Raw genomic sequence first — 23,741 nt, 5'->3', positions numbered from 1 at the left:
CGCGATCAGCGGCCTCCTGTGGATGCGGTGACCGTCGGCGTTTCCCACACAATTTTGACTTAAGCTTTCGGTGTTCATCCCGCCACGGATGTTGTCCACGGCAAATGCCATTGTTCCAGGAGAGTAACGAAGGCGTCCGCGGCCATCGGTTTGCCAAAATAATAGCCTTGCGCGACGTCACATCCGCGCCCGCGCAGGAACTCGAGCTCTTCGCGGCTCTCGACGCCTTCGGCGATGACGCGCAGGTCGAGGCGATGAGCCATGACGATGAGCGCATCGACAAGAGTCGCCTGTGAGTGACTGGTCAATACGCTGTTGGTGAACGATCGGTCAATTTTGAGGGTATCCAGCGGGAAGCGGTTGAGGTAGCTGAGCGACGAATAACCGGTGCCAAAATCATCGACGGCAAGACAAACGCCGTACGTTTCGAGCGCGCGAATGGTCTTGTTGATTTCTTCAGCATCCTCCAGCAACAAGCTTTCGGTGATCTCCAGTTCGATCGCGTCGGCGTCGAGACCGTTGGCCGTTAACGCGTGTCGCAGCGTTTCGATAAGCGTTGATCCGCGAAACTGCCGGCTTGAGACATTGACGGAAAGACGGATGCCGCAATGGCCCAGATCCCGCCAGCGCCGCGCCTCGCGGCACGCGGTGGCAAGAACCCACTCACCGATCGGTATGATTAGCCCGGTCTCCTCTGCAAGTTGGATGAAACGGCCGGGGCTCACTTGTCCGCGTTCGGGATGGTGCCAGCGCAACAGCGCCTCGGCGCCCACGATACGACCGGAGCGAATGTCAACGAGAGGCTGATAACAAAGACTGAGTTGATCACGGTCAATCGCATGACGCAGATCGACCTCGAGCCTGATCCGATCGTGATTTTCTTCGCGAAGCTGCGGATGGAAAAATCGCACGGTACTGCGGCCTTCTTCCTTGGCGATATACATCGCCGCGTCGGCGTGCCGCAGCAGCGTGGCGGAATCGCCCCCATCTTCGGGATAAATCGCCACACCGATACTGACGGAAACGAAGACTTCCTGATCTTCGATCAGAAATGGCCGGCGAATCGCCTCGATGATTTTGAGGCACGCCGCCTCGACATCCGAGCGTCGCCGGACATCGGAAAGGCCAACGATGAATTCATCGCCGCCGAACCGGGCGACAATATCGTTGTCGCGGACCGACGTCTTGATCCGGTACGCGGCCTGGCGGAGAAACCGATCTCCCGCCGCGTGACCCATCGTATCGTTGATTTTCTTGAAGTGATCAACGTCGATGAACAGGACCGCGATGCTCGTTCCGCGCCGACGAGCGCTAATAAGCGCATTCCCCAGCCGATCAAGAGCCATCGTACGGTTTGGTAGTTCAGTGAGTGAATCGAAGTTGGCTTGATAATGTAGACGGTCCTCATAGCGTTTCCGCAACGTGATATCAATGACGGTCAACTGAACTGCCTGCCCGCCATCCCATGGGATAAGCGTATTCTGCGCGTGCAGCCAGATTAACGATCCATCTTTCTTTAAACCCTGCTTCTCGTATTGAGTAGGGGCGAGAAGGCCGTGTGCAGACTGCTGACTTCGTCGCAAGGGCGATAACCATCCTCCTGGCGGGAAGAGGGGAACCAGAGCGCCGAGCCCAACAATGTCGTTGGGGTTATCGTAACCAAATATATCGGCGAATGCCTGATTCGCGAACAGAGGCTCTCCATCGCGTTCGATGCAAATGCCAAGAAGGGATGTTTCTACCAAAGAGCGAAAGCGTTCCTCGCTTGCGCGCAAGTTCTGTTCTGCACGCTTTCTTTCAGTAATATCTGATTGAATACTAATAAAATTTGTTACAGTACCGTCTGATGCACGGACTTGAGACAGAGATGAATTACACCAGTACTGCGTACCATCCTTGCGCCTGCAACAAATTTCCCCATGCCATTCTGCGCTAGATTTCATAATCTCTAACAGGCACTGGCGGTTGTCGTACAAAAAATTTTGAGACATCGGAGTGCCAGGAACCTTGGCAAGGATCTCGTCTCGCGAATACCCCGTCATTTCGATCAGGCGGTCATTGACAAATTCGATATTCCCCTGGGCATCAGTGATCATGACGGCGACGGAGCTTTGCTCTACCGCGCACCAAAGCTTTCGCAAGTCCATCTCCGCACGGCTCAACTCGGTAACGTCGTGGACCGTGCCGAGCATGATCAACGGGACGCCGGCCTCGTCAAAGGACACTTCTCCCATTTGGACAACGTAGCGCAGAGTGGCGTCCGCATGAACGACGCGGTGTTCGATCCGATACGGTGCGCCCGTATAAAGCGCATCCTTGATCGCCGCCTCGACGCGCGAACGGTCGCCCGGATGAACCGCTTCAAGGAACTCGTCGTACGTCGCTGCTTCGGTGATATCTCGACCGAAGATGCGGTAAACTTCTTGCGACCAGAGCATCTCGTTGCTGCGTACGCGCAACTCCCAGTTGCCGAGGTGCGCGATACGCTGGGCATCGATGAGGCTTGACTCGCTGCGATAAAGAGCCTGTTCGGTGTGCTTTTGGGCGCTGACGTCGGCGCGGATGACGGCTCGTCCGCCCCCTCGGGTCAGATATTCACGAACCTCGATCCAGCCGCCGCTGTCCGTGCGATATGATCGCATGACCGGAGGATGCTGACGCCTGCTGAACTGCGTCGCAAGCCAATCATCCATGTCCTGTTCGGGAATGATGATGCAGCCGCGCCGCACCATTGCGTGCATCAGATCCTCGAATGCGAGCCCAGGCTGAAGAATGTCTTCGACGCGTGCCAAGGCCTGGCGATAGTTTTCATTGCACAGGACCAGGTGATCGCTTGCATCGAACAATGCAAAGCCGTCGGCGATACTCTCTATGGCATCAACAAGGTCGTTCCGCTCCCGATTGGCGCGTTCCTCGGCCAATACCTGAGCAGAAATATCGCTGGTAATGCCTCGGTAGCCGCGAAACGTCCCCGAAGCGTCGTGCACGGGGATTCCGCAGACATTAAGATAGACCGCTTCGCCGTTATCAGCAGCGATCTTGCATCGAAAATCGCGAAATGGGCGCCTTGCTTCGAGATCGGCAAAATGAGCGCGCGAAAAACCGCCTGGGTTGTATGAATACAAATCCATCGGCGTCTTGCCGATCAGTAAAGACAGCGATATCGGCTTGCTTTCGGGTGGTTGACGGGAAAACCATGTGAACCGGAGGCTGGAGTCCATTTCCCAGAACCACATAAACCCGGCCACGCCAAAATCATCAAACCTCCGGTCGTCGCGCTCTCCTGCAGTCGTCGCGCCATTTCTCTCCGGTGTTGGCACATCCGCACCCGTACGAACACCTGATTGATCAGGTGAGGCCTGTGCTATAGCCCATGTCGTTTTTTGAAGAGCACCATTTCCAATTTCTGAATTGCTGTCCTCGCTGACGCAAAGCGGGTCGGCCATCGTCCCGGACGATGGCGGGCATGCTTTGGCTTCGCTGTCAAATTCGATCATGGGCGTGAACCATTTTGCGTACTCTTGGCGACCACGGCGAACTGTTTTCCAATGTACCCGTCGCGATCCATGAGCTTAGTCACCTTGTTCGCCCGTCAGATCCGCAACCAAACCTGCATCAATGAATCTTACACGCGTGGGAGACGTCGCGTCGCCGAATGATGGCTCATAAAATGCGAATGATTCGTTAGGAAGGCGATGCTTTTGACGAAAGAATTTAGCATTCTTCACGTCTTTCGGCCTTATCGTCTGACTAAACAGGCGCGCCGACAGCGGACCCGCTAAAAATAACCTCTTATTTGGAAACAAGAGGTTTGATTGAATCTGGGATGGCTTTTTCGTGGCAGACGGGGGCGATCTTCGCTCGGGAAGGTAAATACCGGGTTATGCGACGTGGGTCTCGGACGGCTCGGGGTGGTGGAGACAAGGGCGAAGCAAAGCCGGCAACCGACCCTTGGTGAGGTCAGCCCGTGGTCTGGCAATTGCATGAATCTGTAAGAGAGAAAATAAAACGGGGGTCGGACTCATGCGGAGATCGAGACAGACAAAGATCGTCGCGACAATAGGTCCCGCAAGCGGGAGCGACGACATGCTCGCGCGCCTGTTCGAAGCGGGCGCCGACGCTTTCCGGCTTAATTTCAGCCATGGCACCCACGAAGAACACGCCGCGCAACTGAGGAGGGTTCGAAACCTGGAGGCGCACGTCGGCCGTCCGATCGGGGTTTTTGCCGACCTGCAAGGTCCAAAGCTGCGCGTCGGTCGCTTTGCAAACGGAAAAATCAGCCTCGAGGCCGGCAACCCGTTCCGTCTAGACTTATCGGATGAGCCGGGCAGTATCGAACGGGCCCAGCTGCCCCATCCCGAAATCTTCGCCGCGCTTCATCCCGGGGCCCAATTGCTTTTGGATGATGGTCGCCTCTGCCTTCGCGTGACCGCGTGCGGGACGGATTTCGCCGATACCACGGTGGTCATCGGCGGCGCACTCTCGAACAACAAGGGCGTCAATCTGCCCGACGTTGTGCTCGAGGTGTCCCCGCTGACGGAAAAGGATCGGCGCGACCTGGAGTTCGCGCTGGACATCGGCATCAGCGTCATCGCCTTGTCCTTCGTTCAGCGCCCTGAGGACGTTGAAGAAGCCAAGCGCCTGATCGCCGGGCGGGCGCACCTGATCTCGAAGCTCGAAAAGCCCTCAGCCATTGAGAAACTAGAGGAGATCGTCGAGCTGACGGACGCCGTCATGGTCGCCCGCGGCGACCTCGGTGTGGAGCTTCCTCCGGAAACGGTGCCCGCCATCCAGAAGCGAATCATTCGCGCGTGCCGACAAGCCGGCAAGCCGGTGATCGTCGCCACGCAGATGCTGGATTCGATGATCTCTTCCCCGACACCAACGCGGGCAGAGGCCTCGGACGTGGCGAACGCCGTCTATGAGGGCACGGATGCCGTGATGCTCTCGGGCGAGACGGCGGTGGGACAGTATCCCGTGGCGGCGATCGGGATGATGGATCGGATCATCAAGCACAGCGAAGCGGACCCAGCCTATCCGGAACTGTTGAACGCAGGCCAGGCCAAGCCGAAGCGGACAACGGCGGACACGATCACGGAATCAGCTAGCCGGGCGTCAATCACGCTGCCGGCGGCGGCGATCGTCACGTTCACGAGCTCCGGTGCAACAGCGTTGCGAGCGGCGCGCCGGCGCCCGCCAGTGCCCATTCTCGCGTTGACCCCATCCCTCCAGGTCGCCCGCAACCTCGCGTTTGTATGGGGTATTCACGGGATCGAGGTCGAAATCCTCGATGATCACGTCGACATGGAAGCGCTGGCAGTCAAAGTGGCCAGCGAAGGAAGCTTCGCGAAAAGCGGAGACCACCTCGTCATTACCGCGGGATTGCCCCTGCACACCATGGGCCCCACCAACGTCATGCGCCTCGTTAAGGTCCAACACGAGTAAACGGAGCTTCGTGAGGAGAATTGAACTGCGCCGGGCTTCCCGGGGGCTCCCGATTTTTCGAAGATCGTCCGGCATTTGGGAACCGGTCGAAATGGACACGTAGTGGTAGATCGAGGCGCGAATGACGCCTATTCCGCCGGATCTTGGCGTCGGTAAATCGCGCCAACGCTCCTTTCGTTGAAGCGGTCCCACGCGTGCGAGCGCTTCTCATCGTAAGGAACTAACAGCCGACGCAACTTCTCCAGTGAAACGACAAGGGTCGTGATCCATACTGCGGCCAACACACACGATCGAAGATTAGGGGAGAGGGGTCGGAATGATGAGACGGCGGCTGACTTTGATCGTACTGACGCAGGCACTAACGCTGACACTGAGCGTCATGCTCGTAGCCGCCACGGTCGAGGCCCAACAGATTACGGGCGTGCCGGGTTCGCCCAGCGCGACCACGACCATCGACGGGGAACAGTTACCGCCGCCTCCGGCCCCGTTCGGCGGCAAGATCGAGCGGAATGCCGCGCAATCGACGCCGTACTGGCCAGCGCGCGTCGAGCCGCCGAAGGGCGCACCCAACGTGCTGCTGATCATGACCGACGACTCAGGCTTCGGCGTGCCCAGCACGTTCGGTGGCGTTATCCCGACGCCGTCGCTCGATCGCATAGCCGCCAACGGTCTGCGCTACACCAACTTCAATTCGACGGCGCTGTGTTCGCCGACGCGCGCCGCCCTAATCACCGGGCGGAACCATCATTCGGTGGGCTTCGGCCAGATTGCCGAGATGGCGACCGGCTTTCCCGGCTACGACAGCATCATCCCCCCCGACAAGGCGACGATCGGCCGGATCCTCAAGGACAACGGCTATCGTACCTCGTGGTTCGGCAAGGACCACAACACGCCGGCCTTCCAAGCCAGTCAGGACGGGCCGTTCGACCAGTGGCCGATCGGCATGGGCTTCGAATACTTCTACGGATTCATTGGCGGCGACGCCAACCAGTGGCAGCCGAACCTGTTCCGCAACACCACCCAGATCTATCCCTATTACGGCAAGCCCGGCTGGAATCTGATTACCGCCCAGGCCGACGATGCGATCGCCTACATGCGGCGGATCGACGCGCTCGACCCGGAGCAGCCGTGGTTCGTCTACTACGTTCCCGGCGGAACCCATGCTCCGCATCACCCGACGCCGGAATGGATCAAGAAAATCAGCGACATGCACCTGTTCGATCAGGGCTGGAACGCGCTGCGCGATCAGATCTTTGCCAATCAGAAGAAGCTCGGCGTGATCCCGCCGGGCGCCAAGCTGACGCCGTGGCCCGATGACCTGCTGAAGCGTTGGGACACGCTCTCGGCCGACGAAAAAAAGATGTTCCTGCGCCAGGTCGACGTCTTCGCCGCCTACGTCGCCTATACCGATAACGAGATCGGCCGCGTCATCCAGGAGGTGGAGAACCAGGGCAAGCTCGACAACACGCTGATCATCTACATCAACGGCGATAACGGTACGAGCGCCGAGGGCACCATGGTCGGCACACCGAACGAAGTGGCGATGTTCAACGGCGTCGTCGTCCCCGTCGAGGACCAACTCAAGTATTTCTACAACGTCTGGGGCAGCGACCAGACCTACCCGCACATGGCGGTGCCCTGGGCGTGGGCGTTCGACACACCATTCTCCTGGACCAAGCAGGTCGCCTCGCACTTTGGCGGCACGCGCCAGGGCATGGCGATTTCCTGGCCGAAGGTGATCACCGACAAGGGCGGCATCCGCAACCAGTTCCACCACATCATCGACATCGTGCCGACGATCCTCGAGGCGACCCAAATCAGGCAGCCCGAGGTGGTCGACGGTATCAAGCAAAGCCCGATCGAGGGCGTCAGCATGGTCTATACGTTCGATAAGGCCAACGCCAACGCGCCATCGACGCACAAGACGCAGTACTTCGAGATGTTCGGTGACCACGCCATCTATCACGACGGTTGGATCGCCAGCACCAAGGTGATGCGCCCGCCATGGGATACGTTCGGGCCGGCGCTGCTCGACCCGGCCGGCTTTCCCTGGGAACTCTATGACCTGAGCAAGGACTGGACGCAGTTCGAGAACGTCGCCGACAAGTACCCGGAGAAACTCAAGGAAATGCAGGGCCTGTTCTGGGCTGAGGCGGAAAAACACCAGGTCCTGCCGCTCGACGCGTCGGTATCCGCGCGGCTCGTCACGCCGCGTCCCAGCCTCACCGCCGGACGCAATACGTTCACCTGGTCCGGCGAGTTGACCGGTACGCCAAATGGCGATGCGCCGTTCATCCTCGATTCGTCCTACCACTTTAAGGCCGATGTCGAGATTCCCCAGGGCGGTGCCGAAGGGATGATCGTCACCCAGGGCGGCCGGTTCGGTGGCTACGGCTTCTACATTCTCAAGGGCAAGCCGGTGTTCCTGTGGAACCTGCTCGACCTGAAACGCATCCGCTGGGAAGGCGGCGAGGCGCTGTCACCCGGCAAGCACACCTTGGAGTTTGACTTCGCCTATGACGGACTCGGATTGGGCACCCTCGCCTTCAACAACGTCAGCGGAATCGGCCGCAGCGGTACCGGCGTGCTCAAGGTCGATGGCAAGGAAGTCGCGCGCCAGACAATGGAGCGGACGCTGCCGCTCATCCTGCAATGGGACGAAAACTTCGACGTCGGCGCCGACACCGGCACCCCCGTGGACGACAAGGACTACCAGGTGCCCTTCACGTTCACCGGCGACCTTACCAAGCTGACGCTGACGGTCGACCGGCCGAAGCTCACGCCCGAGGACGAGAAGCGGTTGATGGGAGCGCAGCGCAACAACCAGACGAGCGAGTAGCGAGATCACCGAGATGGAGGTGAAGGCGGCTGATCGCCGCCTTCACCAATAGCCTGAGGTTCGAGAGTGAAGTGGCGGTTTCGCGATAGCGGCGCCGAATTCACCGCCAAGCCGGCTGGTTGATCCGCAAGGGGGCAATGACTTGAACAGGGGATTGATACGATGCGAAATGGGGGGGGGAGGACGCCTCGCGCGAGGAACGGTTGTCGCTGCTGGCCTGTTGATCGCGACCAACGCTCATGCCGGCGGCCTTTTCCTTTACGAGATGGCGACGCCCGATCTGGGCACGGCGTCGGCGGGTCGGGCGGCGGCGGCCGACAACGCAGCGACGGCGTTCGGCAATCCCGCCGGCATGACCCGTCTCGATCAGTCGCAGATGCTGGTCGGCATCCAGCCGGGTTACGGCATCTCCCATTTTGACAAAGACAACGAAACGACGGTCTCGGGCGGCAACGGTGGCAACGCGCTGGGGTTCATCCCGGGTCTCGCCGGCTACTACGTCTATAGTGCCACGCCTGACCTCAAGTTCGGCCTCTCGCTGGGCTCCGATTTCGGGCTCTCCTCCCGCTACCAATCCCAATGGTCCGGCCGATACTATGCACAGCAGGAGCAGATCATCACGCTGGGCGCGTTCCCCGTCGCCGCCTACAGGATCAACCCGTGGCTGTCGATCGGCGGCGGCGCACAGATCATCTACGGCAAGCTGAATTCGAAGACGGGAATCAACGACGCGCTCGATGGCGGCGACGCCAGCATCGACATCTCGAGCCATGACGTCGGATACGGCGGCATCGCCGGCATTCTCGTCGAGCCGGCGGAAGGCACGCGCTTCGGCGTCACCTATACGTCCCAGGTGAAACTCGACTTCAACGAGAAGCCAACCACCAACAATCTCGGGCCGCTGCTGACCGATGCACTGAACGATTCGGGGTTGACCGGCGCCAAAGTCAACCTGGGGCTGACAATACCCAACCAGGTGATGGTCAGCGGCTATCATGAGCTGACCGACACCGTGGCGATCATGGGCAACGTCGTCTGGCAGCAGTGGAGCCAGTTCGGCCAGCCCACCATCGAGGTCGACTCGACCACCAGCCGCAAAGCAACCGCTAACCTCAACTACGACGACACCTGGGGTTTCGCGCTGGGCAGTGCCTACAAGTTCGAGCCGGGCTGGACATGGTCGCTGGGCGTCGCATTCGATACGTCACCGATCTCCACGAAGGAGCGCTCGCCGGCCTTACCGCTCGACCAGCAGGTCCGCGTCGGCACCGGTCTGCAGTATGCGCTGAACGAGCGCATGACCATTGGCGGCGCATACGAATACGTGAACCTCGGCGAGGCCGACATCAGCCGCAGCAAGCCGTTGGGCGGAACCATCCACGGCAATTACTCGACCAACGAAATCCATTTCTTCAATGCCACGCTCAGCTGGAAATTCTGACTCTGCGATAAGCGAGAATATCCAGATAACCACATTTTCGCCGCGCCGCTCCAGATCCGCCGAGCGATACGGCGACAAGACGCCCGGCCAGGTCCGGGCCGAGCACCTTCAATGCGCGGCTGAAGCCGCGTAGCTTTCAGCCCGGTGCCTTATCACATACAGCGGGCGGCACAGTCCGCGACGCCATCGATGCAAAACGACCTGGGCGACGCGAGTTGCCGCCTCGCGCTCAGCGGTGGCCGTGCCGCTTGGTTTGTTCGCTCGGACCGCTGCTGCCACTCGACATCGAGGCCATGCTCTCGAACACGCCGTCCTTGAAGACGAGGGCGTGCATCAGCGCCGCGGCGAGATGGAGGAGGAACGTGGCGAACAACAGGAATGCGAGGACCGTGTGGGTCGATCGCAGCGCCGCGAACAGCATATCGCCCTGGGGAAGGATCGGCGGCAGTTCGAGCCCGCCGTAGAGCACGATCGGGTAGTGGGCGGCAGACAACATTCCCCAGCCGACCAGTGGCACCGCGAACATCAGAACGTAAAGCAGGACATGCGAGCCATGGGCAGCGAGCCGCATCGGTACCGGCATGCCTCGCGGCAGGGGGGGTGGCGGATTGAGCAGGCGGTTCACCAGACGGATCGTCACCAGAACGAGGATCGCGATGCCAAGGGGTTTGTGGATGGACACCAGCCAGTGGTAATCGGCGAGAGAGGCCATCATGCCGGCGCCGATGAACAGCATGGCGATGATCATCGCCGCCATCAGCCAGTGGAGAACGCGCGAGAGACCGGGAAATCGCTGCTGGCTCATGGTCAGGAACCTTTATTCGTTGCGGGGACCTGCACCTCGCTCGGCGTCTTCTCCTCTCCCGCTCGCCGCGTGTAGGAGATCGAGTAGGCGGCGGACCGGGCGCTAAGCAGCGGGTCGTCCGATGGCTCGATGCCGGACGGCAGGACCAGCGGATCGAAATTGATGTCGCGGCAATTGCCCGGGGATTCTGTTTCGGCGTGGTCAAAGGTGAGCGTGCCGACGTCGGCCCGTTCCCGGTCCGGGGGCCAGGGAAGGCTGGCATCACCGGTCGGGTCACCGGACTGTCCCAGCGTCAGAACCAGATGCCATTGCGCGGGCCCCCGCTCGATCCGGGCGATCAGCGCGTCGAACAGGAAATTTTTGTCCTTATCGACGGGGGACCCGGCAGCGGGCTCGGCCGTGGGCTCGCCGGCCGGCGCGGCCGCGGGTTCGACGGCAGCCACGGCCGGATCGACCGCGATCATCGACCACCTTACCGACGTCGATGTGCCGTCGCCATTCACGAAGCGGAAGGCATTGAGAGCGTTGTAGCTCGCAGTATCGAACCCGGAGGAAAGCGCCCGTGCCGTGATGAGCTCCAGCGCCGGCGGCGCCTCGGAGTGAGCGGCAAGAAATGCCTTCATTTTCGCGGGATCAGGCTTGCCTGTGGCGGGATCGGCCTCAGAGGCAAGCAGCAGATCGCGGAAACCCGCCGCATCCCGGACCGGAAAGACCGGGATGTCGACCATCGCGGTTCGCCATTCCTCGCCGTCCGGCGGCCGGAAACTCACCGCCAGGGCGAAGATATCGGTTTTGCTGTCCGCGACATAGGGCTTGCCTCCGGCGAGTGAAAAGCGACCTGTAACCGGGATATGCCCTTTTTCGAAGACCGCAGCCTTGGAGACATTTGTGCCGTTGCCGTTGCTGTCGAAGTAACCCGTGACGCATACGCCCTTCGCATGATTGCGTCGGAATCCCGAAAAGACGCCGTTCACGTCCTGAAATGTATCAATGAGGTCTTCCTGCGTGAGGCGGCCAAGCGAAAAGAGGCCCCCGGCATAAGCAAAGCTGAGCGTGATCGCGGCGACGACTGCGCCGATCACCGATCCGCCAACCAGGATGCGCCTGTCGAGCGGCCAGAGCCGATAAGGCTGCGAGCGGTCATGGTCGTCAGCCATCGAGTGCCTCCTTTATGGTCCCATTGAACAAGCGTAGCCCGGATGGAACGAGGTGCAATCGGGGAATTCCTCGGCCACCGACATTCCTGCGACGCGAGCGGCATGACTCGCCAACCTCAGCCCGCCGGGTCAGCCCACGATGCAACCCGACCAAACACCTTAAAGAGAAACAGAAAATCCCCCAACGCCAGCAGATGAAAACTCTTCCGCTGTTTTGACCTGCCCCGGGTGATCCCCCATTCTTGGTGGCAGAGTGTCCTCCCTCTTAGATTGTGCCATATGTGGAGCGTCCAAGGGAATCCTGCTTTGTTGCGCGCCCTTGCGGATCACTGTCCGTTCCGCCGGGCGGCAGCCTCAACCCCTTGATCAGACCGTAGATGGCGGGGATAACGATCAGCGTCAGGCCGGTCGAGGAGACCATGCCGCCGATCATCGGCACGGCGATCCGTCGCATCGGCATTGTCAGACCAATCCAGTTTGAGGGGGGCACGGATAGACCGTAAGGTCGAAGGATGAAGAACCCTTTCCGCTATTTCAACAGCTCCCCCGAGGTGATCCGGCTCGCGGTGATGATGTACATCCGCTATCCGCTGTCGTTGCGGCAGGTGGAAGATCTGCTGTTCAAGCGCGGCATCGATATCTGCCATGAGACGATGCGCTTCTGGTGGACTCGGTTCGGTCCGCTGTTCGCCGTGGAGATTCGGAAGCGGCGGGTTCATCGCCAGTTGTACTCGAACTGGCGATGACATCTGGACGAAGTGTTCGTGTGGATCAACGGAAAGACGCGTTACCTCTGGCGTGCCGTGGATCACGAGGGCGAAGTGATCGAGGTTTTTGCCACGAAACGCCGGGATCGCAAGGCGGCGCTTGCGTTTCTGAAGCGCGCGATGAAGCCCTATAGCCGGCCACGATCGATCGTAACCGATCGTCTGTGATCATATCGCGCGGCGATGAAGGTTATCGGCGTTGAGCATCGCCAGGAATGCGGCCGCTGGCTCAACAATCGGGCAGAAAATTCGCACCAGCCATTCCGGCGACGAGAGAGGCTGATGGGCCGCTTCCGAAGCCTTAAGACGCTGCAGAAGTTCGCTGCCGTCCATGTCTCGATCCACAACCTCTTCAACATCGAACGTCATTTTTATCGCCGGCACACATTCAAGCTGAACCGTTCAGCTGCACTCGCTGAGTGGCATCGGCTGGCCTCGTAGCCCGCTGAAGCTGGGTGGGCCGAAGCTTCCCCAGTTTAATACTCTGACAACGTCGGATGGCCCGCTCGCCGTTCATCAGCCGCGTCACGTCGTCGCCGCTGGTCGAGTCGCCGCACAAGAGACGGCGGTCCCCGAGCAGCCAGAGATCCCCTGGCGGGAAAATCGGGTGCGCTGGTGGTTCGGGAATGAGATCTTCGTTGACGAGACCGTCGCCGATCAGCGCCAGCAACTCGTCGAGCTCCTCGGCGCTGAAGCCGGTCAGCCCGAGGTCGTAGCCGGCGCCGTTCAGCTCGTGGAACTCTGCCGCGAGCAACTCCTCGTCCCAGCCGGCATCGGGCGCCAGCTTGTTGTCGGCGATGCGATAGGCGCGCACCTGCTCCGGCGAAAGGTGCGCCAAGCGGATCACCGGCACCGCGTCGAGACCGAGCCGGCGTGCCGCCAGGATCCGGCCGTGCCCGGCGATCACCTCGAGCTCGTCGTTGACCAGGACCGGCATGATCCAGCCGAACTCGACCAGCGACGCCGCCAGCTTGGTGACCTAGTCGTCCGAGTGCGTGCGCGGATTGCGCGCGTATGGACGCAGATCGTCGATGCGCAGCGGCTCGATGCTGCCGGGCTGAAAACGCAGGTCGGTCATGAGACCCTGGTGCAGAGGATGTGGACGAGCGCGCGGATGAGCGCGCAGGATTGGCTGGCGTTTTTGGCGCCGGCGCCGGCTCCGGCTTTGGCCAGCCAGCCAGTCAGCTCTGGCCGGCCAGACGGCCAGCTAAGCCTTCGAAACTATGTCGAAACTCACTGGCGTGGCGCGCCGGCCTCACGGATTTTGGCGTTGTCGCTAGCGCTGCGTCGCGCTGCGCGCCCCCACGTTGTAAAGCAGCGTGGAAGGAACCGAACATCCGCACCCAACGAAAACCAAGCATACTTCGCAACAATAGGCTATCCTGGGCACAGTCCTAATCTTCGTTTGTTTATACTAATTGTATGGCCGCACGTCAAGAGCGCTACTTGTGGTGTTGCTGTCGGCTGTAGTTGAAGAGGCCCGCCGAGTTGCGACTGCAGTGTGAAGCAGCAGAGACCACCGAGACTTGCAGTTTGGATGCTTTTGTCGTTTGAGAGCGATATCGACCCAACCGCAGGGTTCGCTTCTCTCGGTTCGGAACGGATCGCCCGTGTAACTTGACCTGACCCAGGCGCAGAGTGTCGCGATAGGTCAAATTGGTGCAAAGAATGAGCATTTTGTCCGGCTGGGAGGCGATTGTCGATGAGGCGCTCAGCCTGACCGGGTCTCGCATCGGCAGACCGCCCCACTTTAGGCATTGGCGCGCTTTGGTGCGGCTGTGTAACGATCATTCAGGCATCGCCGATGGCCCCTCGTTCGCTGCCGCCCTCATCAGATGCATCGATCGGAACTGGCAGGTTCGAAAACGCACCCTCCCTCCCTCGCTGCAGAACTGGCGTTTCGCGGCACAGACAAAGATCAGTGAAAGGAACTGCAGCCCAGAGGTAAGCTTCGAACGCGCTGTAGTTTGCGCAGATCCTGTCTGGTGGGCGAACCAGGTGCCAACCTCCTCCGGGCTAACGGACCCTACTTCGGACAGAAGACGCAGTATCGATCTGGTCCACCGCCGCTCTGACAGGCGATCCTACGAGTTCATCGAGCTGAAAATAGCGTGCGATACCCCGCTCTACGCCGCCGTGGAGCTGTTCAGCTACGGCGTCCTCTATGTCTTCTCTAGACAGCTTCCTTACTATGTGGATTGTCCGCTGATACAGGCTGAGTGCGTGGACCTGCGCGTTCTGGCACCTTCGACCTACTATCGACGCCGCAACAACAGCGAGGACTTCGATCTGAGCTGGCTTGAACGTTTGCTGGACGACGGCATCGCCGCCTTAACGCGGAGCACGTGTCGCGGACCGCTGGCAATGAGCTTCGCGTTTTCGGTCTTTCCCGAAGAATTCGCCTGGGACGCTCGCCATGGTTCCGCAACAGCCGCCTACGCCCTCTCTATGGTCAGCGACCGGCGGCCGCTTTACGAGTAGCCAGAGAGGGCGTCTCTCCATAGCCACCCAAATACCGTGACCCCGGCGCTAGAGCGGTTTCCACTCACTCTGGCTCATATCCTGCGGGGGTGAAGAAGTTTGCGCATTCGGCTGGTGTGAATAGATCGATGAGCGTGCCGATGGTGCGCCAGAGGCCGTCGACGGTGCGTTCGGCGGCTTTTCGGAGCAGGGGCTTCAGCTTGGCGAACGCGTTTTCGATCGGGTTGAAGTCCGGGCTGTAGGGGGGCGTCCAGCACCATGGGCGCGACGATGCCCGACAGCCGCAGACCGGCGACGAACGTCGTCGTCTTCCAGTGGCCAAACGGCACGCCTATGCGCAGCCGTTCACCGCGCGGGGCGCAGTCCAAAGACGACGTCATTTTCACCAGACGCTCGCGACCCCGCACGGACAGAAGATCGCGTAAGGGTTGCAACGACTGCCACCAGACTGGATGCTATTCTTCTTGGGCCATATGCCATGGCGTGCCCATTTCGTCCGCTACAATATCCTGCGCGTGTGCTCGACAGGCGCTCATGCCTCCATCGCCAGCTCGCGACTGCCGGCATGGCTTCGCGACCGCCCCTTCGGCACGCCGGGGATCGAGCACTTGAGCTTCGCCGGCATGGGCATTGATGCCGCTTACGCCAAGTTGCGGGAAACCTACGCCTTGTTCGCGATGCTGGTCAGGCAATTGGCCTCGACCAGCGACAATATAAGACGTCCGGGAAAGGTTATGAAACCACCAAACCCAAGCATATTTTCTCCCGGACGCGCTATCGCGAGGTGATGATCGCGTACTGCATGCTGCCGAGTCAGTTCCTGATCGCTCTGTTGTCGCCGGCATTCCTCGCCCTGCACTGGTTGGATCGGGCCACGAGGGGCGTCTGACCTTCACGTCGCTGCGCAAGCACCGGAACTCCGGCTGCTTCACTGGCAGTGCCAGCCGAGGCCCGCCGGTTGTCGTCGAACAACGCCCAGATGCGCTCGACCGTCGGCGTCATCTCGTCGAGCGGCAGCGGCACCTCGTCCGGGAACGGCTCGCCCAACCACACCGCCCGCCCTGTATCCATCAGGAAACGGTGCACGAGACGGATGTCGCGTGTCATCCGCCGCGGCGGCACCTTGAGCATCTGACGATAAACGAACGCCTTCAGCCAGTCGAAGTCAGCCAGCCCGAGCCGTCGCCGGCGCTGTGGACCGGTACCTGGCGTCACCCCCCAGCGAGCGTCGGCCCCGAGATCGAACATGAAGACAGGGCGTCGTGTCGCACAGGCTTCCGCCAGCATCGAGGCGCTGTCACAGGTGACGATGAATTGATCGGCGAGAGCGAGATAGCCGTAGAACGGATTGTGCTCCGCGTTCGCCGTCCACTGGAAAAAGTGACAGGGAGCCGAAATCGCGGCGCGCAGGGCCTCGGCGGACGCCGGCCTCGTCCGCGCGCTGGTGGTGACCAGCAGCGATCCACCAGCTTTTGCCGCCATGGCGCTGGCTTCTCTGCCGATGCGGGCGGCCTTCTCCGGGTCGAGAGCATAGGGGCCGCCGTAGCCGCCGACGAGGACAGCGATATGCGGCTTCGGCAGATGTACCAAGCGGGGCGTCCAAAGGTTTTCCGCCGCGGCCAGCTTGCCAGCCGTCACCCGGGTTAGGGTCAAGGCGTTCTGCTGGACGTTCGGCAGCCGGCGCAGCCGGAACTCGGGCGACGTCACCACCAGATCGAAAGTCTCCAATCGCCCCCAGGTCCGACCCATATGAACATAACGTGTTCGCCCGCCCGCCCGGCGGCGTATCCAGCGGCAGACCGGCTCGTTGCGCATGGAGGCGGATATGATCAGGTCGGGCCAGGGCGGCCCCAGCGGATCGGACTCGCCTCGGTCGATGCCGAGCAGGGTGGCACCGCGCCAGACGTCGACGGCATATCCGAAGGACCGGTAGGCCAGCCGCTTGACCTCGAACGGCCAGCCCAGCGCCTCAGCAACAGCCAGAATCTGCGCGTTGTCGCCCTCACGGTAACACAGGATCGCCCAAACTCGTGGCGTTGCGGCATCGCTCACAGCGGCGTCCCTCCTGGGGCTCTTGCGGCACCCGCGCTGACGGCGGACGGTCCCGATCGTCCCTACGCCGATTCGCCGCGTCGCCGTTCGCCCTCGATCATGTATCGGCGAACCATGCTCTTGGCGCTGCCATACACCCGGACCCAGGGATCACGATTCAGCGAAAAGAACGTATCGGTCTGAAGCCGATAGCATTCGGCGATGAAGTTGATGTAACGCCGGTGTACCTGCGTTGGTGAGCGCGGGGAGACCCCATGCACGGCGTTGGGCGTGTTCAGCCATAGCACCAGAGAATTGGCCTCGTACTTCACTTCATCGAAGGCCTCGACCAGCTTTTCATCAATGTGCTGGCGCCGATTGAAGTGCGGCTCTTGCGTCTTTAGGTTATAAAGCAACAGATCGCCGCCGGTGGATTGGTCGCCGGGAAGCCGCATGTAGAGGATGCCGGCAAACAGCTTGTACGGCTTATCGAGGTGCGGACCACGCACCGTACTCCGCTCGGTTACCGGACTGTTGACGACGAACTGAGTGTCCAGAGTAACATCGCTCCGCATGTTTTCGCGGAGACTCTCCGGTGGCCTACCTGCTCGGTAACGGCGCAGGCCGTAGCTCAGGTCGTCCAGCGCTTTGCCGAATCTATATGCCATATCTGGATACTCTCGCAGGATCGCCCTGTGCCAGAAGCGGATCAATTCGGTCAAGAACGCATCCGAACAATGATACGAGAAGAACTCTCTCCAGATCGTCGGTGTCGCCGCGTTGGCGAGAACGTCGCAGGCCGGCGAGCGAAACACCTGGTTGTTGGGCAGCGGTCCCGTGCCGGCGATGCGATCCAGGCTGGGGAACGCTGCAGCCAGTTCCGCATAGTACGCCGGATCAAGCGCGTTCCGCACTCGGATATAGGGGAAGGGCCGGTAGACAATCTGCGTCGGGTCCAGCCTCCCAAGAATGCTCGGCATCATTCCATCCCCTCGACCCCCGACAGACGCGTTTGTCGATGCCATTCGAACAGCCGGCCGGCGGTAAACGTAACGACGGCACCGATGATCATGCCGTAAAGCACGTCTACGCCGTAATGGTAGCCGGCGTAGACCGTGCTGACGGCAAGTCCGACGCACAACGGCACCAGCAGCAGCGGCGCTACAGAGAATCGAACCGCGAAATACGCACAAACAAAGGCGACGGCGACGTGGCTGCTGGGAAAGGCACCGCCGACGATGGTTCCGTGCTGGAAGACCCAGCGCTCGATGATCGTTATTGGGCCACCGGCAAGCTCCAGCACCGGGCCCGGATAGCTGGGCCAGAAGATCGGGCCGCCCGCCGGCGTTAACAGGAAATGCAGATAGCAGACCAAGAACGTCAGGGATACCGTAAGTATGTACCTACGAAAGGCTGGCGACGGCAGCTCTGCATTCGCCGTCTGGCGAAGGTAAAGGGCAAAGCCTACGCCTGGAACGATAAAGTAGTATGACGCGTAGCAGAGATACATCAGCTCGGTAAGCCAGGGGCGGCTGCTCTCCTGCAGCAGTGGCGTCAGCACCGCCCCGAACAGCCAGAGATCCGCCGCCACCAACTGCGCATCGATGAGTTGCGGCTGGATGATCGGCAGCATGCGCCCGATCGCCTCGAAGCAGAGCGTGCAAAGCAGCAACGGATACCACCAGCGCAAAAAGCGCGTTAGCGGGTTTGGACGCCGCGCTTGCATCGCAAGCACGATCACCGGCACCGATGCCAATAGAAGTTGCAACGCCACCAGGCTCGTCAGTTGCGCAGCAGTACCGCGATCAATCGCCGACAGCAGCAGGACAGTTATCAGGCTGACGTAAGCAAGAAAAATGCTATCCTGTAGTTGCCAGGACCCCAGGATGAAGCTCACATCCTTGGAATCTGCTACGCGAGATACAGTGTTCAACAACAAGGTTGCCCCGGACTGACCAGTCCTCGATGTTCAATTCCACAATCTGAACGATGCGGTTGCTCACTACCGTGCCGCGGCACCACGCGACCATCTTGCATCGTTAACACAAGGGCCGGAGTTAAGGAAAGCCGTGGGTGCCGCACGAACTTTACAAATCGGTAAGTTGCAGTTTTTTTAACCGTTAGTTACCGCTATGTTACAAAAGCGGCGGACGCAAGATGCTATGCGTGCGGCGGGGATCTGGCTGGGACCGATGGCCGTCAAGCGGAAGAAAATACGTCTCTATCCTTCTGGCGATCGATCACCGGGATGTTTGTAAACGTGCCGCCAGCCTGAGAGGCCGAGCGGCTAAGTCGGGTATAGCCGACACCTAACGGCGTGGCCTGTGGCTGTCGCCGCATAAAACGGCATTGTCGGCTGAACTCCGCATCGCTGTGATGTTGTCAGCCCTCGGCACGGACTCAGTAGAGAGAAGGGGCGCATGAGGCTTGCCGAGACTTGCAACGACATCCTGCCGCTCCGCATCGCGGAGTTTGAAACGCTACCGGAAGCGCTGGATTACGCCGCCCGCGGCCGGACCGGTTTCAACTTCTTTTCAAGCCGCGGGCAACCTTCCTCGGCGCTGACTTACGCCGAGCTCCGCGAATCCGCCATCGATTTGGCGCGCAGGCTCGTCGCCGCGCGGTTCGCACCCGGAAGCCGCATCGGGATCATCGCCGAGACGACTCCCGAGTTCATGACGTTTCTGTTCGCTTGCCAGTACGCGAGCCTCGTCCCAGTGCCACTGCCCGCCAACCTCAACGTTGGCGGCCATCAGGCGTATGTTGATCGGTTACGGGGTATGCTGGCGGCGGCGCGTCCGGTCGCCGCGGTCGGTTCGGTCGATGTCTTGAGGTTCTTGCGGGAAGCGGCAAGCGGCCTTGGGTTGGTGATGGTCGACACCTGTGACGCGTTCTTCGCCCTTCCGGCCAAGAATGCTGACATTCGGCCGTTCGGCAGAGACGATCCCTGCTACGTCCAATACTCGTCGGGAAGCACCAGCCAGCCGCGCGGCATCCCGGTCACACAACGCGCGTTAATCAGCAATGCGCAGGCGATCGGCAAGCACGGGCTCGCCCTGCGCGCGGGTGATCGGGCGACGTCGTGGCTACCCCTCTACCATGACATGGGGCTCGTCGGTTTTTGTCTCACGCCGATGCTTTCCCAGATCACCGTCGACTACTTGGCGACCTCGAGTTTCGCGCTGCGTCCCCGCCTCTGGCTGAAGCTGATCTCCGAATTTCGCTCGACGATTTCCTTCAGCCCGACCTTCGGTTACGAACTCTGCGTCCGCCGGTCGGTGAAGGACGGCGGCAGCGATTTCGATCTGTCCTCATGGCGCGCCGCCGGCGTCGGCGGCGAAATGGTGCGCGTTGATGTTCTCGAACGGTTCGCGAGTGTATTCGCCGAAAGCGGATTCGACAACCGCGCCTTCATCCCCAGTTATGGCCTCGCCGAAGCAACGCTCGCCGTCACTTTCACGCCGCTGGGGCACGGCATGGGCATCGACGTCATCGATCGCGACGCTTACGAGCGGTCGGGGCGGGCCGAGCCGATAATCAATGGTGCAGATTCAGACCCGCATCGGGTGCGCGCTTTTGTATCGTGCGGCGCGCCGCTGCCGGGCTATGAGGTGAGCATCTGTGATGACGCGGGCCTCAGGCTGCTGGATCGCACCATCGGCCGGGTAATTGTGGCCAGTCCGAGTGTCATGCCTGGATATCTCCAGGAAACGGAAGAAAACCCCACCGTCATATTGCCGGACGGCCGCCTCGACACGGGCGACATGGGCTACATGTTCGACGGCGAGCTGGTGATCACCGGCCGCCGGAAGGACATGATCATCTGTAACGGCCGCAACATCTGGCCCCAGGATCTGGAATGGCCGGTCGAGCTGCTGGCCAACGTCCGTAGCGGCAGCGTCGCCGCCTTCTCGGTACTCGGAGAGGAAGGGCAAGAACAGATCGTTGTCGTCGTCGAATGCTACACGACCGATGCAGCGGCACGGCGAGCCCTGGAGCTGGACCTGCTTTCCACCGTTCATCGCAGGGCCGCCGTGCTCTGCAAGCTGGTCCTGGTGGCACCGCGCTCCTTGCCCTACACCTCGTCCGGAAAACTCAGCCGGGCGACCGCGAAGGCGCAATATCTCGAAGGCTCTCTGACACTTGCCGAGCCCCCCTCTGGCGTGGCCAGCCGCGACGCGGCAGCCTTACAGGCGCCGGCATGACTCCCTCCGTACCGGATCCCGTGGTCTTCGACGCGGACGATCGCCGATGCGTCGCTGTCACCGGTGCCACCGGCTTCATCGGCCGCAGCATCGTCCGCCGCCTGCGGGATCACGGCTACAAGGTGCGGGTCCTAGTTCGCCCGGGCGGCCCTGCCACGACAGGCGGCGACGAAGTTGTCCCCGGCACCCTCGAAGATTTCCCAAGCCTATGCGCCCTCGTTCGCAATGCCGACGCCGTCGTCCACTGTGCAGGCGTGGTGCGGGCGTGCAGAGCCGATGATTTCCGCCGCGTCAATACGCTCGGAACGGAACGCCTGTTGGCAGCGATCCGAGCCGCGTCACGGCCGGCGCGGATCATGCTGATCTCTTCGCTCGCGGCGCGCGAACCGCACCTGTCCGCCTACGCGTCGAGCAAGCGGGCGGCCGAAGATCTGGTGCGTTCCAGCGGTTTCGAACATTGCATCGTTCGCCCGCCCGCCGTTTACGGCCCTGCAGACCAGACATCCCTGCCGCTGTTTCGCTTGTTGTCCCGGCCGCTAGCGGTGCTACCCGGCTCGTCGCGGTCGCGGTTTTCGGTGATCTTCGTGGACGATCTTGCAAGGCTGGTCGCCACGCTTGTCGAGCGCCCGCGCTGGAAAGGCGATGTGATGGAGCCTGACGACGGACATCCGGACGGCTATGCCTGGGAGGACCTAGCGACGATCGCCGGCAGAAGTTTGGGTATCGGGATCCGTCCGCTCCTGATGCCGAGATGGCTGCTGTGGCTGCCTTCCATCCTCAGCCAGGCGTGGCCGCGGCTGTTCGGGAAACTGCCGCTCATCACCCCCGGCAAGCTGCGCGAGCTCTACCACGACGACTGGGTATGTCGAAGCGATCTGCGTGGCTGTATGTGCGGATGGCAGGCACAGACACCCTTGTCGGAGGGGTTCGCCATCACCGTGACCTGGTACGTTCGGAACGGCTGGCAGGCCGCCCCCTCGTCATTCATCAAGATGCAGCGGGATGGTTTATGAAAATGCAGAATCAGACCACCCCCCCCATTACCGAAGAGGATATCTGGAATGTTGTTTGTAGCGTGTTGCAGCAGCGTAATACCCGGAACATTGCGTTACTGCCCCAGACCAGGATTAATTCAGAGCTAAGCATAGATTCAGTAGAAGTTCTTGATATAGTAATGGAGATAGAAGAGAAATTCAATATAACGATCCCGATTACCGCGCTAGCGGACGTCGAAACAATGGAAGAACTCGCGAAGGTTGTGGCGGTGCGGGTCAGAGGCGAATGAGATGGACATTCTTGACAAATACAATTTGCCGGCAAGCCGGCACAGCCGCCTGACGAGCATTGGTCAGGATCCGTTCGGGGTTGTTGTGGAGAGCATCTACTCCGCGACGGAAGCGAAGATCAACGGCCGCCGCACCATCCTTGCCGGTACCAATAACTACCTGGGCCTGACATTCGAGCCGACAGCCGTCGATGCCGCCATGCGCGCGATCGAGACGCTCGGAACCGGAACGACCGGTTCGCGCATCGCCAACGGCACGTACCGGAGCCATACACAGCTGGAGGAGACGCTGGCGCGATTTCTGAACCGGCGCTCGGTCTTGGTATGCTCCACCGGATACCAGGCCAATCTTGGCGCGATCGCCGGGCTCGCCGGGCCGAAGGATGTGATCTTCGTCGATGCCGACTCGCATGCCAGCATCTATGACGGCTGCAAGCTGAGCGGTGCGACGGTGGTGCGCTTCCGTCACAATGATCCGCACGATCTCGACCGCCGGCTCGCCCGGATGAGTGCCGATGGCGCCTGCAAGCTGATCATTGTCGAGGGGCTGTACAGCATGCTGGGAGACCAGGCGCCTCTCGCTGAATTGGCCGAAGTCAAGGCGAAGCACGGCGCCTTTCTGATGGTCGATGAGGCTCACTCGCTGGGCGTCCTCGGTGCTCATGGCCGTGGCGCCGCCGAGGCCGACGGGGTCGAGGCTGATGTCGATTTCGTCGTCGGCACGTTCAGCAAGACGCTGGGCGCAACGGGCGGATTTCTTGCCTCGAATCACCCGCGGTTCGATGTCCTCCGATTCTGCGCCCGCCCGTACATGTACACGGCGTCCGCCTCCCCGGCGACCGTCGCGTCGGTGCTCGCGGCCGTGGGCGTGGTCGAATCTCGTCCAGAATTGCGGGATTGCCTGCTGGTGAACGGAAATGCGCTGCGCGAGGGTCTGATTGCCCTCGGCTTCGACATCGCCTCGCCGGAGGGCCCGATCGTCGCCATTCGGATGCCGGACGAGGAGACAGCGGTGTTCGCCTGGAACAGGCTGCTGACGCATGGGGTCTACGTCAACTTGGCGCTGCCTCCGGGAACGCCGAACAACCTCTGCATCCTGCGCTGCAGTTTGTCCGCTGCCCACACCCGCGCTCAGATTGACACGCTCTGCCAGCGCTTTGCCACTGTGGCGCTGGAACTAAGGTCACGAACGGTTGTCGAGGCCGCCGAATAGGCCAGCACGCACAAGCGGCCGACGCCCCGCTCCGCTTCAGGGTTGATAGAGATGAGCATCTTAATCGGAACG

General features: G+C 61.1%; 16 protein-coding genes and 3 pseudogenes. 10 read left to right on the top strand and 9 right to left on the bottom strand.

Annotated elements, in window-relative coordinates; all coding sequences use genetic code 11:
• Positions 1-74: 74 nt before the first annotated feature.
• On the bottom strand, positions 75-3,497 hold the full coding sequence (locus IPK66_04520; protein MBK8174558.1) for an EAL domain-containing protein: 3,423 nt from the start codon (positions 3,495-3,497) through the stop codon (positions 75-77).
• Positions 3,498-4,023: 526 nt separating this feature from the next.
• Here IPK66_04520 and pyk point away from each other — a divergent pair.
• The 3 genes from pyk (at position 4,024) to IPK66_04505 (ending at position 9,725) form a co-directional block, all read left to right on the top strand.
• Positions 4,024-5,445, top strand: a complete 1,422-nt coding sequence (gene pyk / locus IPK66_04515) for a pyruvate kinase (protein MBK8174557.1) — start codon at positions 4,024-4,026, stop codon at positions 5,443-5,445.
• 319 nt (positions 5,446-5,764) lie between these two features.
• Positions 5,765-8,284 (top strand): sulfatase-like hydrolase/transferase, encoded by a 2,520-nt coding sequence (locus IPK66_04510; GenBank protein MBK8174556.1) that lies wholly within the window; start codon positions 5,765-5,767, stop codon positions 8,282-8,284.
• Positions 8,285-8,453: 169 nt separating this feature from the next.
• The gene (locus IPK66_04505; GenBank protein ID MBK8174555.1) at positions 8,454-9,725 is read left to right on the top strand and encodes an outer membrane protein transport protein; all 1,272 of its coding nucleotides are present in this window, start codon (positions 8,454-8,456) and stop codon (positions 9,723-9,725) included.
• Between the two features lie 229 nt (positions 9,726-9,954).
• Here IPK66_04505 and IPK66_04500 read toward each other — a convergent pair whose 3' ends face one another.
• The 3 genes from IPK66_04500 to IPK66_04490 all read right to left on the bottom strand — a co-directional run bounded on the left by IPK66_04500 (position 9,955) and on the right by IPK66_04490 (position 12,147).
• Positions 9,955-10,530: a cytochrome b gene (locus IPK66_04500; protein MBK8174554.1), complete on the bottom strand. Its 576-nt coding sequence runs from the start codon at positions 10,528-10,530 to the stop codon at positions 9,955-9,957.
• Between the two features lie 2 nt (positions 10,531-10,532).
• Positions 10,533-11,687 (bottom strand): catalase family peroxidase, encoded by a 1,155-nt coding sequence (locus IPK66_04495; GenBank protein ID MBK8174553.1) that lies wholly within the window; start codon positions 11,685-11,687, stop codon positions 10,533-10,535.
• Positions 11,688-11,952: 265 nt separating this feature from the next.
• Positions 11,953-12,147 carry a hypothetical protein gene (locus IPK66_04490; protein ID MBK8174552.1) on the bottom strand — a complete coding sequence of 65 codons (195 nt, stop codon included), beginning with the start codon at positions 12,145-12,147 and terminating at the stop codon, positions 11,953-11,955.
• 52 nt (positions 12,148-12,199) lie between these two features.
• Between IPK66_04490 and IPK66_04485 the strand changes: the two are divergent.
• Positions 12,200-12,895: pseudogene (locus IPK66_04485) on the top strand (IS6 family transposase).
• Here the strand turns inward: IPK66_04485 and IPK66_04480 are convergent.
• Positions 12,843-13,532: pseudogene (locus IPK66_04480) on the bottom strand (ParB N-terminal domain-containing protein). The pseudogenes IPK66_04485 and IPK66_04480 overlap by 53 nt on opposite strands.
• Positions 13,533-14,122: 590 nt before the next feature.
• Between IPK66_04480 and IPK66_04475 the strand changes: the two are divergent.
• A complete protein-coding gene (locus IPK66_04475; GenBank protein ID MBK8174551.1) occupies positions 14,123-14,935 on the top strand; it encodes a hypothetical protein in 813 nt (270 codons plus the stop codon).
• A 64-nt stretch (positions 14,936-14,999) separates the two neighbouring features.
• On the opposite strand, the pseudogene IPK66_04470 reads toward IPK66_04475, so the two are convergent.
• Positions 15,000-15,288, bottom strand: a pseudogene (locus IPK66_04470) (IS630 family transposase).
• A gap of 99 nt (positions 15,289-15,387) precedes the next feature.
• Between IPK66_04470 and IPK66_04465 the strand changes: the two are divergent.
• Complete coding sequence (locus tag IPK66_04465) at positions 15,388-15,723, top strand: hypothetical protein (protein ID MBK8174550.1); 336 nt, start codon at positions 15,388-15,390, stop codon at positions 15,721-15,723.
• Between the two features lie 25 nt (positions 15,724-15,748).
• Here the strand turns inward: IPK66_04465 and IPK66_04460 are convergent, their stop codons facing one another.
• The 3 genes from IPK66_04460 to IPK66_04450 form a co-directional block, all read right to left on the bottom strand.
• Positions 15,749-16,987 carry a mitochondrial fission ELM1 family protein gene (locus IPK66_04460; GenBank protein ID MBK8174549.1) on the bottom strand — a complete coding sequence of 413 codons (1,239 nt, stop codon included), beginning with the start codon at positions 16,985-16,987 and terminating at the stop codon, positions 15,749-15,751.
• Between the two features lie 62 nt (positions 16,988-17,049).
• Positions 17,050-17,946 carry a hypothetical protein gene (locus IPK66_04455; protein MBK8174548.1) on the bottom strand — a complete coding sequence of 299 codons (897 nt, stop codon included), beginning with the start codon at positions 17,944-17,946 and terminating at the stop codon, positions 17,050-17,052.
• Entirely contained in the window at positions 17,946-18,863 is a 918-nt protein-coding gene (locus IPK66_04450) for a phosphatase PAP2 family protein (protein ID MBK8174547.1), read from the bottom strand. Before IPK66_04450 ends, IPK66_04455 begins: the two co-directional genes overlap by 1 nt.
• A 523-nt stretch (positions 18,864-19,386) precedes the next feature.
• Between IPK66_04450 and IPK66_04445 the strand changes: the two genes are divergently transcribed.
• The 4 genes from IPK66_04445 to IPK66_04430 are packed head-to-tail and all read left to right on the top strand — an operon-like array spanning position 19,387 to position 23,669.
• Positions 19,387-21,171, top strand: coding sequence for a fatty acyl-AMP ligase (locus IPK66_04445; GenBank protein MBK8174546.1), 1,785 nt, complete (start codon positions 19,387-19,389; stop codon positions 21,169-21,171).
• On the top strand, positions 21,168-22,184 hold the full coding sequence (locus tag IPK66_04440) for an SDR family NAD(P)-dependent oxidoreductase (protein MBK8174545.1): 1,017 nt from the start codon (positions 21,168-21,170) through the stop codon (positions 22,182-22,184). The genes IPK66_04445 and IPK66_04440 overlap by 4 nt, the downstream gene beginning before the upstream one ends.
• On the top strand, positions 22,181-22,456 hold the full coding sequence (locus tag IPK66_04435) for an acyl carrier protein (protein ID MBK8174544.1): 276 nt from the start codon (positions 22,181-22,183) through the stop codon (positions 22,454-22,456). Before IPK66_04440 ends, IPK66_04435 begins: the two co-directional genes overlap by 4 nt.
• Position 22,457: 1 nt before the next feature.
• A complete protein-coding gene (locus IPK66_04430) occupies positions 22,458-23,669 on the top strand; it encodes an aminotransferase class I/II-fold pyridoxal phosphate-dependent enzyme (GenBank protein MBK8174543.1) in 1,212 nt (403 codons plus the stop codon).
• The last annotated feature ends 72 nt before the right edge of the window (positions 23,670-23,741 follow it).

The sequence above is a fragment of the Rhodospirillales bacterium genome, assembly GCA_016712595.1.
Classification (GTDB): Bacteria; Pseudomonadota; Alphaproteobacteria; order Rhodospirillales; family Defluviicoccaceae; genus Defluviicoccus.
Note: the sequence above shows the minus strand (reverse complement) of the source record. Positions and strands in the feature narration are given on the sequence as shown.